Consider the following 14,514-nt stretch of genomic DNA (forward strand, 5'->3'; position numbering starts at 1 on the left):
ACCGCAAAAATAAACATTATTCCGTCACATTGAACCTATTGCCGGCGATATTCTTTAGGTGACATACCGGTGTGATGCTTGAAATACTTGCCAAAGAACGACTGGTTGGCAAAGTGCAGCTCGTCTGCAATTTCCTGAATGCTCAGCTCGGAAGACTTCAACAAGGCTTTGGCTTCCAAAACGACGAGACTGTCAATCCATTCGCCCGCCGTCTTTCCGCTGATTTCCTTCACTACGGTGGAAAGGTGCTTGGCAGTGAGGAACATCTTATCAGCATAGTAGGACACACTGCGCTCTTCCTTATAGGACTCGGAAATAGCACGGATAAAGCGCTCGAACAAGTCTTCCTTCCTGCTTTTGGGAATGCGTTCCTGGATGACATGTCCTTGATAGATATTATATATCTCATAAAAAAGGGCCAACAGCAACCCCTGAGTGATTTCCTTACGGAAAGGATTGTCTTTCAGCTTCACCTTGCTCCAAAGAAAAGAGTGATACTCCTGAAACGATTGGGATTCCTCCGGAGTGATGTGAACGAAGGGCCGCTCCTTAATCATGAAAAACATAGGGAAAAGCTGTTGCATGGTAGGTATCACCATATCCATAAAATCCCTTGAGACGGCAATGAAAAGACCGGAAAAATCATCGGAACGCTCGCGTTGCAGAACAATCTGGTCGGGAAGAATAATACCCAACATACCTTCCCGCATTTCACATTGCTGCAGGTTGAGTTCCAGTTTGCACCACCCTTTCAAGCAGACAGTCAGGCAAGCAGCATTCAAACGGGTGGGATAAGAGCTCAAAGGCATGTCCTTGATGTCATTAAAAATAGCAAAATCATTGCCGATGAAATCAATCATCGGCAAATGATGTATCTGGGAAATGTCTACATTCCGTATTCTCTTAGTATCCATGGTTTTTGTGCTTTGGCGACAAATGTAGGACTATTTTGCGGAATTTAGCTCTAAAAATTCTTAAATGGAAACTTTTAGTTCATTATCTTGAAACCGATAAAGAAGGTTCTCGGCTGCGTCGGTCCGTAGAAATAACCCGCATCGCGGAATTCCCCTTTATCCAGGTCTTTCTGGAAACTGTTAAAGATGTTCTGTACACCCGTGTTCAACTGGAGTTTGATATGGTCGTGAAGCACAAAGGTGTAGTTCAGCTTCACATTCAGGTCCAGGAATTGGGGAGTATGCTCCATGCGGTCTGAAGTGATATTACAGAAGGCACCCTCGGGAGCATCTTCCGGTGCGTAGTGCGGAACAATCATCTTTCCCGTATAGGTACCGGAAAGAGAGAAATCAAAATTCTTTACCGGTGCGGAGGAGAAAGTGAAGTACCCGTAATAATCAGGTGTACGGGGCATGCGCTTGGTGGTAAGGTCTTCTCCGTCCACCTTCGTCCAGGCTTCCTCATGGGTATAGCGGCTGCGCTGTGCCGTAAATCCGAGCTGGAACTGCGCCTCCTTGCCATGGGCAATCTTTACATCCAGATTGGCACCATATACGCGTGCACCGTTTCCGTTGCGGCGCTCCTTGATGACATCCCCTACTTCGTTCTTGCCGATATCTTCGAGCACAAAGACGTGGCGCAGGTCTGTATAGAAACCTTCCACCAGGATGTTTGCCTGCCAGTGACCCAGATGGGCAGTCCAGTCCACCGAACCGCTGTAACTGTTGGAGCGTTCTTCACTCAGGTTATCGGCGAGTTTGATTTGGACTCCCTTGCCGCCTACTGCCGTCACGTGCAAGTCCTCATCGTATGCCTGCGGAGCACGGAAACCGGTAGAATAAGTCAAGCGTGCCTGAAAATCATCTGTCGGCTTGTAGAGCAGGTTGACGCGGGGGCTGAAAATAAGCTTGTCTATCAGGTTGTGCTTGTCCAGGCGGGCGCCGACCAGCATGGTCAGTACGTTCATCTTCCACTCATTCTGCACGAAGGCGCTGGCAATGCGGACATCCTGCTCCATGTCACGATGATAGCCGGTCATGATGTCGTGCAGGGAGTTGTTCTGATATTCCAGTCCGCCGGTGAAGGTGGCGGGGGCAAAGAAGCAGTTGTCCATATTGCCCACGTACATGCCGCCGGCAACCCAGGTCAGGTCTTTCGTCTTGCCGTAGGCATTCATGTTCTTTTGGGCACCATAGTAGCTGTTGCGGTCGGTGTGCTGGATGGAGGTGTAAGCCGAAATCTTATGCTTGTACTCTTTCCAGAACAAATCATAGCTCACGCCTCCGCTATTGATGATATGCTTGGTCTGCTCGGTGATGTCCGTCTCGTGCGGCTGCAAATCGAATTTGTTGCCTCCGCGACGAAGTTCGTTAGTGGTATGGTATTCCAGATTGATGCGGCTGAAATGCGTAGGACGGTAATAGGCGCGGAAACCGAAGGTATTCATGTTCAGCTTGCCCAGCTCGGAAAAGCCATCGCCATCGCGGTCGTAGGGGTTACGGTTGCGGTAACTCTCATAAAAGGCAATGCCGTAAGAGTTATCTTTGGCAACCAGCGACACATTGCCACCCATATATTGCTCCCAGGACTTGCCGTCCATATTGGAGAACATGCTCGATACCTGGAAGGAATTGTTGATGGGGTCTTTGGTTATAATATTGATAGTTCCTCCCACAGCATTGGCGCCAAACAGGGCAGAGCCTCCGCCACGCACCACTTCTACCCGTTCAATCATGTTCACGGGGATTTGCTCCAATCCGTACACACCGCTCAATGCACTGATGATGGGACGGCTGTTTATCAATATCTGCGAATACGGACCTTCCAAGCCATTGATGCGCACCTGGGGGAAGCCGCAGTTCTGGCAGTTGTTCTCCACGCGCAGGCCCGACTGGTAGTTCAGTGTCTTGGCAAGGTCGGTGGAGTTGACCATCTCGAACAATTTGGTACTCATCACATTTACAACTACCGGAGCTGCCTTGCGGCTTACCTCGTTGCGGTTGGCAGATACCACCACTTCATCGGTCATGAAACTCTCCTCTTCCATCGGGAAATGTATGACGGCAGTAAAGTCCTTGCTCACCGTCACTTCCTTCTCTTGGGTCTTGTAGCCCACTGCCGACACACGGAGCTTGTATTTTCCCGCCGGAAGCTTGCGGAACTCAAATTGTCCTTCTTCATTAGAAACCGTTCCCTGACCGCTGCCGATAATCAAAACCGTAGCATACGGTATATTTTCCTCCGTACCTTTCACTATCACATGGCCGGAAATCATATTGCCTTCCTTTATAGGATTTACGGCAAAAGCTACGCTGGCACTTACCACTGCAAGTACCAACGCCAAAATGTATTGTTTCATCAAATTAGCGCTCTAAATAAAAAAATAATTCAAGTCTGAAAAAAGATAATAATCCGCAATGCCGCACTTCTTTCACTGAAATACCGGACATTCGAGACTAAAACACCTGGTATCTACATGCAAAAAATCCAGGCGTTTTTAAACCTAATGACTATGAAAAAAGAGCGGGAGGAGCGCGAAGGGAAAGAGTACGTATAACTTCCCCCTTTACAGTAGGCGTTGCCGGTTTGGCTCTGAGCATGGACAGCAAAGGACGCATCGGGTGCTGAACCTCATACACATCCACCCCGGAAGAGTGGAATACCGACAGATGCCCGATAACCAGAAGGGAAGTCTGAGAGTGAGAGTGTGTGCCATGAAAAGGGTGCGAGTGCGTTATCATCACCCCATTCACATAATGGACGTGAGTGAACGCAGTGATACTTGCCTGGTACATGATAAACAGTACCAGCAAGCTCAATGCACCTATAATTTTTTTCTTCTGCTTCACGCCCAAAAACTTATACTATAGATTTTGAGCCGCAAAGATAGTGAATTATTCTTTAACTTTGCCAAACAAGAACTCATAATCACGCTTGGAAGCCGGAGCCGCCCATTCTTCGGGAATGAACTTCCACTGATTCAGCGCACGCGGTTCAATCACCTTCTTTCGCTCGATGTACTGCATCAGATAATAGCGTAAGTCCTTATCCGTAGAGTGGATGATGCGCTCCTTCAATTCATCCTGCGAGATGCCGGAACCCTTTGTCAGCAATTCGCCACCACCGTTTCCACGATAAGAATTCACCGCTACCTTATACATTTTATCCATATCGAACGGGGTACCGTCTGCCATGCTGAGAATGGTTACCTTCTCGCCATCCGGCTTGGTCACATCCACCGTGTAGATAATACCCGCCGCAGAATCGAAGTTGAAGCTGAAATTCTTGAATGAGGCCCTATCCGTAACACCTTCGCGGCGCTTCTCACGGAAGAGAAGGATATGGTCGTCCGGAGACTTCATCCGATTGGTCCACAAATCATACGACATCTCCAAGGCATCGCGTATCTCCTTCCCCGTCAGACGCATGGTGTAAAGCATATTTTCGTACTTATACAGATTGAACATATCGTTCACAAAAATGTCTCCTTTACGGATTTCCGTATCATAGGACAAAGGAGCCGCAAAAGAAATATCCGCTCCGCTGATTGCCAACTGCAATTCGTGGATAAGGTCTATAAAAGCGGAAGAACCGAAATAAGCAGGACGTGTGGAGATAGTCTCGGTAAAAGAACCAATTTTCTTGGAAACAAAATTCTGCACAGCTTCATTTTCGGGGGCAAAGCGTTGCATGAACTCTTCGCTGACGCCGTAGTCTTGCGTATCGGACAGTATGCCGTCTATCTTCTTGTCTATAACTTTACCATCACGCAGTTTCAAGGTTATATCCACATTACTCACAACGACACCGTTGCTGGCAGGGTCCATCACCAGTACCGAGTCACCGGCTATGTTGCACACCCTCTTGCATTCGCGCGCATGGTCGTGCCCCATCAGGACAATATCGAATCCCGGCACGTTGCACGCCACTTCCACCGAAGCGTTTTCGCGATACTTGCCTCCCATCAGCTGGGCATCCTGGCCGGCATGGAACATACCGATAACCAAATCAGGCTTTTCCTGCTCACGGATAATCTTCATCCATTTGCGGGCAGTCTCCTCCATATCGTCGAAACGCAGCCCTTTCCACAGATTCTCTGAAAGCCACACGGGGATGGCAGGAGTTATCATACCGAGAACCACAATTTTCACTCCGTCACGTTCCAGCACCTCATAGGGTTTGAAATGGGTTTCTCCGGTAGCAGTATCCACAATATTGGCACCCAATATCGGAAAACGGCAGTCACCTGCCCAACGGTCGAAAACGGTACGGCCGGTCTCTACGTCATGGTTACCCATATTACCGGCATTATACCCCATGAAATTCATCATCTCCGCTGCCAGATGAGGGGCAACGGTATCTATGTAATTATAATAATAGGCTGTGGGCTGTCCCTGCAGAATGTCACCATTGTCCAAGAGAATCAGATTTTTGCCATAAGCCTCACGTTCTTTTTGCACCAAAGCATGCACACGTGCCAGACTGCCGGTTGCCTCCCGGCGGCGTATAAAGTCGTAGGGATAGTAGTTTCCGTGTATATCACTGGTCTGTACGACTTTCAGTTTCACCTCTCTTTCCTGCGCAGGCAGTATGCTTGTCAGGACAAAAATCCAGATAAAAAAACAACTAAATCTTTTCATTATATTTCCTTATTTCTTGTCGGTTCTTATAAGTTCATAGGATGAGTAAACATAAACCGCGCTCCATTCGTATAGGCAGGATCTATCCAAATCTCGCCGCCCCACTTCTCAACGGTCAGCTTACAGATGGACAAGCCCAAGCCGGTTCCCTGCACATATTCGTTCAGCTTCTCGAAACGTTCGAACACCCGTTTCTGTTTGTCCAATGGAATGCCGCAACCAGAGTCAGTCACCGAGAATACTGCAACATTCCTCGCCGTATCCGGCTCCAGCTTCAAGGTTATCGTACCTTCCTTTGTAAACTTGTCCGCATTGGAAAGCAGATTTATCACAACCTGCTGTAAACGCTGCACATCCGTCCGCATCTCCACTACCTCACGTTCACACTCAAATAAGAATTGATTGGTCGACCTACGTGCCTGGGCCACGGAAGCTACTACCTGCTGGCATATCTGCACTACATTGCAGCTCTCCAAAGAAAGGATGACGCGGTCGGCCTCCAAACGGGACACATCCAATATGTCATTAATCAACCGAAGCAGCAAATCAGAGTTGGTCCTAATAATCTCGAAATAGCCACGCTGTTCTTCTTCCGAGGCTCCTCCGGCAGACAGCACGTCCGAGAAGCCCACAATCGCATTCAATGGAGTACGGATTTCGTGGCTCATATTGGCAAGGAAAGCACTCTTCAGGCGGCTGGATTCTTCGGCACGGTCCTTTGCTTCACGCAAGGCCCCCTCGGATACCTCCAGTTCATCCTTCAACTTCTTTGTATGATAATAAAAGTAAAGGGAAACGAACAAACCGCCCAACAGCACCAACAGAACAGCACCGACAGACCAGATATGATACTTGTACTGTTCGTAGAAAGAAGGGGTTACGTTCAGCATCTTTACCGGCTGCGGAAGGCCGGCGATATTCAGTTTCTTTTCCTTCACGAGCTTGCCGTCCAGTATGGTCTCATTCGGAATGATTTCCATATGGGTCTCACTATCCTGAGGGGTGGTCAGCAGGCGGTAGGACTGTCTTGCCATCTCCTTGCCCAAAGCACGGTAGGCAGGAACAACACCTGCCACAGCCCAATATCCCAAGCCTACGGAACTGAGCGAGAAAGTGGGCAAAGTGGGAGCTGCTTCCATCATGGCGTAGGTTGCATTCCGCATGAAGTAACCATCGTTCATGTCCACACGCCATGTCCCCATCAATATAGCTGTATTTTCCGGTAACTCATGCAATCTGTCACAAATGGTATATATGGTATGGACGCGTCCGTCCAGCAGAATCAGGTTGAGTTCCGGAAACTTCTGCATCTCCTTCACTACATAGGCTTGCATGGCAACGCCGCCATAACTGTTGTCTGAGACAAAAGCGATATTCTTGGTGCCGGGATACATCTGCTTTATCATATTGATGTTGGCCTCCACATCATACTCATAAACGAAGCCAGCCTTGATAGGCGAACTGGGGAAATCCGTGAAGAAGTCGACGGATTCGGGCATCCAGGTCTTTAAGTCGACCGTATCGCCCGGCAACAATATGGCGTTACGGCTGGACAATGCACTTACGACCGGAGTATTGCCGCGTATAGAGTCGGGCAGAGAAAGATAGGCAGCCCAAGCCTCCTGCCCAATAAGGACGGTCAGCGCCGGACTGTTATCGCCCTGGTATTTGGACAATAGCTCCACCATCCTCCGTTCCCAAAGGGGAGATTCGGAGAAGCTTTTGCAGTTCATGTTTTCCAATGCGATGGTGTTTGTCCCGCCCAGGCGTTGGAACTCCTCCATAAAGTCTGAGATGTTGCCGGAAGTACGGCCGGCATCCGGATTATAGGAGCTGATAATCAGTACCGGATGTTCTCCTGTGATAGAGAACACCGGTAACAGACAGCAGAATAATGCTATGATACATGACGATATGGCACGAGACACATCAGTCATTAAATTTGTAGTCGTTAATGCCATAAAGTATGGCGTAGGACTTTGCTAAATTTGCTTTTTCAAATTTAGCCATAAATGTGGTGTCACTCTCGGCATTGGTATCACGATGTTTTGCTTCGTTAAAGTCATAAATATCCTTCAGGCCTACGGGAACGCCCTCCTCATCAAAGAAGATTGTCGCACAGCCCAAGGCATAATCAAATTCATCATTCTCATAGAAAGAAATGGTTTGGGAATAATAGACCTTTCCTTTAATGATTACCTTCTGTGGGCCATGAAACAGCTTCTCGCTTGCCGCACGCGAGGCAACAGCCGCTTTCGCAATCCGCTCAAAGACTTCTGACGACACGGTCATAGTTTGACCTTTTTTTGTAAAATACCAAAGCAGGCATTGTTTTTCAAAATCGCTATTCACTTTTGCCATGAAATGCTTCAATACCTCCTCAAGGTTTTTGCCGAAATGTGTTTGAGCCTCATTTTCGGCTGCTTTCACTAACGTATTGATAAATGTAGTGAGCATTTTATCTAAAATCGATTGACCTTTAGCTTCTTCCATATTTATTGTTTATTAGTTCGTTATAGTTGACAAACTTCGCAATAATAAATGATTTTTCCAAGAATATGGGGTTTATTTTCGTACGACGATTGTTTTTCGTACTTTTGGCATCCATTATAAAAAGAGAGAACCGATGATACAACATTTCCACCGCATGATATCTGCCGCCCTCGGCATATCAGAGAAACAAATAGTACAGACCCTCGGATTGCTGAACGATGGTGCCACCATCCCCTTCATCAGCCGCTACCGAAAGGAAGTGACGGGAGGACTGGACGAAGTGCAGATTGAATCCATAAAGACCCACTACGAAAAGCTGAACGAAATCGCCAAACGTAAAGAAACCATCCTGAACACCATACAGGAACAAGGTAAACTGACCACCGAACTTCAGAAACGTATCGAGGAGACTTGGGACAATACCCTACTGGAGGACATCTACCTCCCCTACAAGCCCAAACGGAAAACACGTGCCGAAGCAGCCCGTCAAAAAGGACTGGAACCCCTCGCCACCCTGCTGATGCTGCAACGTGAGCCTCATCCGGAGGAACGCGCCGCCAATTACGTGAAAGGAGACGTGAAGAACGTGGAAGATGCACTGAAAGGTGCCCGTGACATCATAGCCGAGCATGTTAGCGAAGACGAACGTGCCCGAAACAGCGTGCGCAACGCATTTGCCCGCCAAGGCACACTGACCGCCAAGGTGGTGAAAGGCAAAGAAGAGGAAGCGACCAAATACCGCGACTACTTCGATTGCTCCGAATCGTTGAAGCGATGCAGCTCCCACCGCCTGCTCGCCATCCGGCGTGCCGAAGCGGAAGGCCTGCTGAAAGTCAGCATCAGCCCAGACGATGAGGAGTGCGTGGAACGGCTGGAACGCCAATTCGTGCGGAGCAACAACCCCTGCGGACAGCAAGTGGCGGAAGCCGTGCAGGATTCCTACAAACGCCTATTGAAGCCATCCATAGAGACGGAATTTGCCACGCAAAGCAAAGAGCGTGCTGATGAGGAAGCCATCAAGGTATTTGCCGAAAACCTCCGTCAGTTGTTGCTGGCTTCACCACTGGGGCAAAAGCGTGTGATGGGTATAGACCCCGGATTTCGTACGGGTTGTAAAGTCGTGTGCCTCGATGCACAAGGAAATCTGCTCCACAATGAGAACATCTACCCCCACCCTCCGGTCAGCAAGCAGAAAGAGGCATTTGCCAAGCTGCAAATGATGATAGAGTCTTATAAGATAGATGCCGTAGCCATAGGTAACGGAACTGCCAGCCGCGAAACGGAGGAGTTCTTGAAACATCAGCGCTTCAACCGCGACATACAGATATTCATCGTCAGCGAGCAGGGAGCTTCCATCTATTCGGCCTCTAAAATTGCACGGGACGAGTTTCCCGACTACGACGTCACCGTACGCGGTGCTGTGTCCATAGGCAGACGACTGATGGACCCGCTGGCAGAGTTGGTAAAGATTGACCCGAAATCTATTGGTGTGGGGCAATACCAGCATGATGTGGACCAAACCAAGCTGAAAAAATCATTGGACCAGACCGTAGAAAACTGTGTAAACTTGGTAGGTGTCAACCTGAACACCGCAAGCAGCCATCTACTGACCTACATCTCGGGATTGGGTCCGCAACTGGCACAGAACATTGTGAACTATCGCGCCGAAAACGGTGCCTTCACCTCGCGCAAGGAACTGATGAAAGTACCTCGTATGGGTGCCAAGGCGTTTGAGCAATGTGCCGGCTTCCTACGCATTCCGCAGGCAAAGAATCCGCTGGACAATACTGCCGTACACCCGGAAAGCTATTGTATCGTAGAACAAATGGCAAAGGACTTGGGTTGCAGCGTAGCCGAGCTGATAGCCAGCCGGGAGCTGCGTCTGAAGATTAATCCCGAACGCTACCTCTCCCCCACCGTGGGCATGCCGACACTGAAAGACATCCTGCAAGAGCTGGACAAGCCCGGACGTGACCCACGCGGACCGATAAAGATATTTGAATTTGACAAGAACGTGCGCACCATCAACGACCTGCGCGAAGGCATGGAATTGCCCGGCATCGTAGGAAACATCACCAACTTCGGCGCATTTGTCGACATAGGCATCAAGGAAAACGGACTGGTACACCTCTCCCAACTCGCCGACAGATTCATATCAGACCCTAATGAAGTAGTGTCCATTCACCAGCATATACGCGTAAAGGTACTCAGCATAGATATGGACCGGAAACGCATACAGCTGACAATGAAAGGAGTGGAACAGAATTAGTGATTAGGGATTAGTGATTAATGGTTAGTGGTTAATGGTTTCCGTATTAATCATTAATCCCTAATCACTAATCCCTTATAATAGTGTCTTAAGATAATTACTGTACCAAGCACTAAAAGTAGTGAACACAGAATAGAGCCTTCGAACCCGAAAGTTCCTCCATTTATCAGATTTTCTTCCGGAAAGTGAAGAATCAGCAGATTCTCATTGCTAAATTCATTTCCACTGACTTTATATCCCAAAACAGAACCTTGAATCCAGTTCCAGAACCAATGCAAGGCAATGGGGAAACAGAGGTTGCGCGTGTATATATAGGAAGCTCCCAAGAAACAACCCGCCAGCATGATATTCAAAAACGGGACGAAGGCAAAGCTGGGATTGAAAAGATGCATCAACGAAAATAACACCGCAGAGATAAGCAATGCCACAAACTTATTGACGCCTCCATCCAGCATACGCCCTAAAATGAAACCGCGTCCAATAACTTCTTCCGTAACTGCCACTAAAAAATAAAGCAAAAGACTCGACAACAACGAAATGGGAGAAAACAAGACCCCTGCCACTTCCACAGCCCCCAACAATAAAGACAAGCCAAAACCAACTACATACAAGAACACGACAAACAAAGCTCCGTTCAGCAGGCTTCTGCCCCATCCCTTCAAAGACAAGCCCAAGCCCGAAAAAGGAAGCTTCCTGAAACCCAGCACCATACAAGCGGCAATAAGCCCACTGGCCAACATCAAGACTTCATTCAACATCATTAAATAGACGCTCATCCCACCAGCTTGTGTCTTCAACTCAGGGAAAGCAATCGCAAAAGGTATGGCAAACAAAAACAGAAAAATCATAAAAAGTACAGTAAACAGTACTATATCAACGAATGCCAGCCAAATACGTTTTGTTTTACTCATAGCAACACACTCTTCCTTCACCGTTTCTTCCGTCTCCATTTGTATCTCATTTTGATTAATATCCGACAAAAATAATAATAAAAAGAAAAAACTTCATGTATTCCTGCCGGTTTCTTCTTATATTTGAAAAATCAATCTGGAATCGACAAACATGAAACTAAGAAAAATACTTTTAGCCGTTGCCGGACTGGCGTTAATGCTGAATGCCTCGGCACAAAAATCCAAAAGATACTACGTGGCCAAACCTGGTACCCTGGTGGAACTGATGACAGAAGCGGAAGCCAATGAAATCACCCAACTGACCCTGCAGGGCAAGCTGAATGCCGTAGATTTCAGGCATCTACGGGATGAATTCAAAAACCTGCAACTGCTGGACATTTCCAATGCCTCCATCAGCATGTATGCAGGCAAGAACGGGACTTATCCAAACCGTTTTTATGTATATCCTGCCAATTGCATTCCGGCATATGCCTTCTGCAAGCAAATGGACGACAGTACATTTGTAGGTAAGGAGACGCTGACCAGGATTATCCTTTCCGACAAGACCAAGAACATCGAAGATGCTGCCTTTAAGGGATGCAAAAATCTCAAGATATGCCAGATACGGAAGAAAACGGCTCCCAATCTGTTGTCCGAAGCATTGGCCGATAGCGTTACAGCCATATTTGTTCCATTGGGATGCAGTGACTCCTATCGTACCAAAAAGAAATGGGAAACCTTTGCATTCATTGAAGGAGAACCACTGACAGTAAATGTGCAGATTGGTAAAATGGGCAGCCTTGCCAGCGAACTGTTAAGAGCCGGATTTCAGCCCAAAGACGTTAACTTTCTGACCGTTGAAGGAAAAATGGACGAAGCCGACTTCACATTGATACGCGACTATATGCCCAATCTGGTTTCCATCGACATGACCAACAGTAATGCCACTGCAATTCCCGACTATACTTTCACCCAAAAGAAGTATCTGCTGAACGTACGGCTCCCGCAAGAGCTTAGAAGCATTGGACAGCGTGCATTCAGTGGCTGCGGCCGTTTGTGCGGCACGCTGGTGCTTCCTGCCAGTGTAACCGCCATTGAGTACGGAGCATTTATGGGATGCGACAACCTGCGCTATGTGCTTGCCACGGGGAATAAGATTACCACGCTGGGCGACAACCTTTTCGGAGAAAGCCAAGGCAAAATTATATATAAGGAGAAACAATAACTCAGACTATTCCCCGCCTTAATAAGAACAAAGAGACTCTTTTAATAGCAAAAGAAGGTGTGTCAGAATGATAGCTAAAAATCATTCTGACACACCTTCTTCTTTTTTTCAATATCGCACAAGCCTTTATTAAACCAAAAAGATATGAAAGAAGAATCGTTCCATCATGATGGAACAATTTAAAATATGCTTATTTAGTCCTTAGCTTCCGTTATCACTTTGTTGCGTACATACGTGCACGCAACTCCTTGATGTGGTCTGAAGTGATGTATTCGTCATACTCCATCATCTTGTCGATAATACCGTTCGGAGTCAATTCGATGATACGGTTGGCAACCGTCTGAATGAACTCGTGGTCGTGGGATGAGAAAAGGATATTGCCTTTATAGGTCTTTAGATTATTGTTGAATGCCTGGATAGACTCCAAGTCGAGGTGATTGGTAGGTGTATCCAGAATCAAGCAATTGGCATTGCGCAGCTGCATACGTGCAATCATGCAACGCATCTTCTCACCTCCCGACAATACGCTTGCTTTCTTCAGCACCTCCTCGCCGGAGAACAGCATACGTCCCAGGAAGCTCTTCATATAGACTTCATTGCCTTCACCGAACTGGCTCAACCAGTCCACCAGATTCAGGTCTGTATTAAAGAATGCAGTATTGTCCAGCGGCAGGTAAGCGGTGGTGATAGTCACACCCCAGTTGAAAGTACCTGCATCCGGTTTCATATTCTCGTTGATAATCTCGAACAGGGCGGTCATGGCACGCGGGTCGTGCGAAAGGAATACAATCTTGTCTCCCTTCTCTACGTTGAAGTTGACGTCGCGGAACAGCACCGTACCATCTTCCAGCGTTTTCGTCAAACCGGAAACTTCCAGAATCTGATTACCCGGTTCGCGTTCGGGCGTAAAGATGATGCCCGGATACTTACGTGATGACGGCTTGATTTCTTCTACATTCAGTTTCTCCAACATCTTCTTGCGGCTGGTAGTCTGCTTGCTCTTTGCCACATTGGCACTGAATCGGCGGATAAACTCTTCCAGCTCTTTCTTCTTCTCCTCGGCCTTTGCCTTCTGGTTCTGCTGCTGACGGAGCGCCAGCTGGCTGGACTCGTACCAGAAGCTATAGTTACCGGCAAAGAGGTTAATCTTTCCGTAGTCGATGTCCACCGTATGCGTACAAACGGAGTCGAGGAAGTGACGGTCGTGGCTTACCACCAGCACCGTATGCTCAAAGTTGGAGAGGTACTCTTCCAGCCAAGTCACGGTCTCCATATCCAAGTCATTGGTAGGCTCGTCCAGCAGCAAGTTATCAGGATTTCCATAGAGAGCTTGCGCCAGCATGACACGCACCTTTTCTTTGTTGTTCAACTCACCCATCAACAGATAATGCTTGTCTTCCTTGATACCCAAACCACTCAACAAGGCGGCAGCATCGCTTTCGGCATTCCAGCCGTCCAACTCGGCAAATTTCTCTTCCAATTCGGAAACCTTCAGCCCATCCTCGTCTGTGAAATCCTCTTTGGCATACAGCACTTCACGCTGCTTCATGATATCCCACAACACCGTGTGTCCCATCATCACCGTGTCCATCACCGTAAAAGCATCCCACTTAAAGTGGTCCTGGCTCAAAACGGAAAGACGCTCTCCCGGAGCCAGCATGATGGAGCCCGTCGTAGGGTCCAGCTCCCCGGAAATCGTTTTCAGGAAAGTAGATTTTCCGGCGCCGTTGGCACCGATGATACCGTAACAGTTACCACTTGTAAACTTCAGGTTTACGTCATTGAACAACACTCTTTTACCAAACTGTACTGAGACATTAGAGACTGTAATCATCTTTATATTTACGATTTATTTATTTACAATTTACTATTTAATACCTATTAGTCTGCGAATTGCGAGTGCAAAGATAGTTATTTTTCCATGAATAGACACAGAGAAGCGCTGTCAATCTGACATAAAAGTATTACCTTTGCAGCGTTTTCGGCAAAAATATCCGTTTTGGCAAAGTTTTTGCTGGAGCACTAATATCGTATTAACTTAAA

General features: G+C 47.7%; 10 protein-coding genes. 2 read left to right on the plus strand and 8 right to left on the minus strand.

Annotated features, from left to right (window positions below; translation table 11 throughout):
- Nucleotides 1-35 precede the first annotated feature (35 nt).
- The 6 genes from DW947_RS02420 to DW947_RS02445 form a co-directional block, all read right to left on the minus strand.
- Nucleotides 36-914, minus strand: coding sequence for a helix-turn-helix domain-containing protein (locus tag DW947_RS02420; RefSeq protein ID WP_005836102.1), 879 nt, complete (start codon nt 912-914; stop codon nt 36-38).
- 74 nt (nt 915-988) lie between these two features.
- Nucleotides 989-3,313 carry a TonB-dependent receptor gene (locus DW947_RS02425; protein ID WP_016273450.1) on the minus strand — a complete coding sequence of 775 codons (2,325 nt, stop codon included), beginning with the start codon at nt 3,311-3,313 and terminating at the stop codon, nt 989-991.
- Between the two features lie 151 nt (nt 3,314-3,464).
- A complete protein-coding gene (locus DW947_RS02430) occupies nt 3,465-3,803 on the minus strand; it encodes a hypothetical protein (protein WP_034525598.1) in 339 nt (112 codons plus the stop codon).
- 45 nt (nt 3,804-3,848) lie between these two features.
- Nucleotides 3,849-5,594, minus strand: a complete 1,746-nt coding sequence (locus DW947_RS02435) for a bifunctional metallophosphatase/5'-nucleotidase (RefSeq protein WP_117962756.1) — start codon at nt 5,592-5,594, stop codon at nt 3,849-3,851.
- Between the two features lie 26 nt (nt 5,595-5,620).
- The gene (locus tag DW947_RS02440; RefSeq protein WP_117866186.1) at nt 5,621-7,531 is read right to left on the minus strand and encodes a sensor histidine kinase; all 1,911 of its coding nucleotides are present in this window, start codon (nt 7,529-7,531) and stop codon (nt 5,621-5,623) included.
- Nucleotides 7,524-8,087, minus strand: a complete 564-nt coding sequence (locus tag DW947_RS02445) for a hypothetical protein (protein WP_117866187.1) — start codon at nt 8,085-8,087, stop codon at nt 7,524-7,526. Before DW947_RS02445 ends, DW947_RS02440 begins: the two co-directional genes overlap by 8 nt.
- Before the next feature lie 133 nt (nt 8,088-8,220).
- Between DW947_RS02445 and DW947_RS02450 the strand changes: the two genes are divergently transcribed.
- Entirely contained in the window at nt 8,221-10,356 is a 2,136-nt protein-coding gene (locus DW947_RS02450) for a Tex family protein (RefSeq protein WP_117962630.1), read from the plus strand.
- A gap of 53 nt (nt 10,357-10,409) precedes the next feature.
- On the opposite strand, the gene DW947_RS02455 is transcribed toward DW947_RS02450, so the two are convergent.
- The gene (locus DW947_RS02455; protein ID WP_057258980.1) at nt 10,410-11,306 is read right to left on the minus strand and encodes a CPBP family intramembrane glutamic endopeptidase; all 897 of its coding nucleotides are present in this window, start codon (nt 11,304-11,306) and stop codon (nt 10,410-10,412) included.
- Between the two features lie 112 nt (nt 11,307-11,418).
- Here DW947_RS02455 and DW947_RS02460 point away from each other — a divergent pair, with 112 nt between their 5' ends.
- Nucleotides 11,419-12,471, plus strand: coding sequence for a leucine-rich repeat domain-containing protein (locus DW947_RS02460; protein WP_005827936.1), 1,053 nt, complete (start codon nt 11,419-11,421; stop codon nt 12,469-12,471).
- Nucleotides 12,472-12,685: 214 nt separating this feature from the next.
- Here DW947_RS02460 and DW947_RS02465 read toward each other — a convergent pair whose 3' ends face one another.
- A complete protein-coding gene (locus DW947_RS02465) occupies nt 12,686-14,305 on the minus strand; it encodes an ABC-F family ATP-binding cassette domain-containing protein (RefSeq protein WP_005827934.1) in 1,620 nt (539 codons plus the stop codon).
- Nucleotides 14,306-14,514: the final 209 nt, after the last annotated feature.

This window comes from Bacteroides sp. AM44-19, from assembly GCF_003603395.1.
GTDB classification, from domain to species: domain Bacteria; phylum Bacteroidota; class Bacteroidia; order Bacteroidales; family Bacteroidaceae; genus Bacteroides; species Bacteroides uniformis.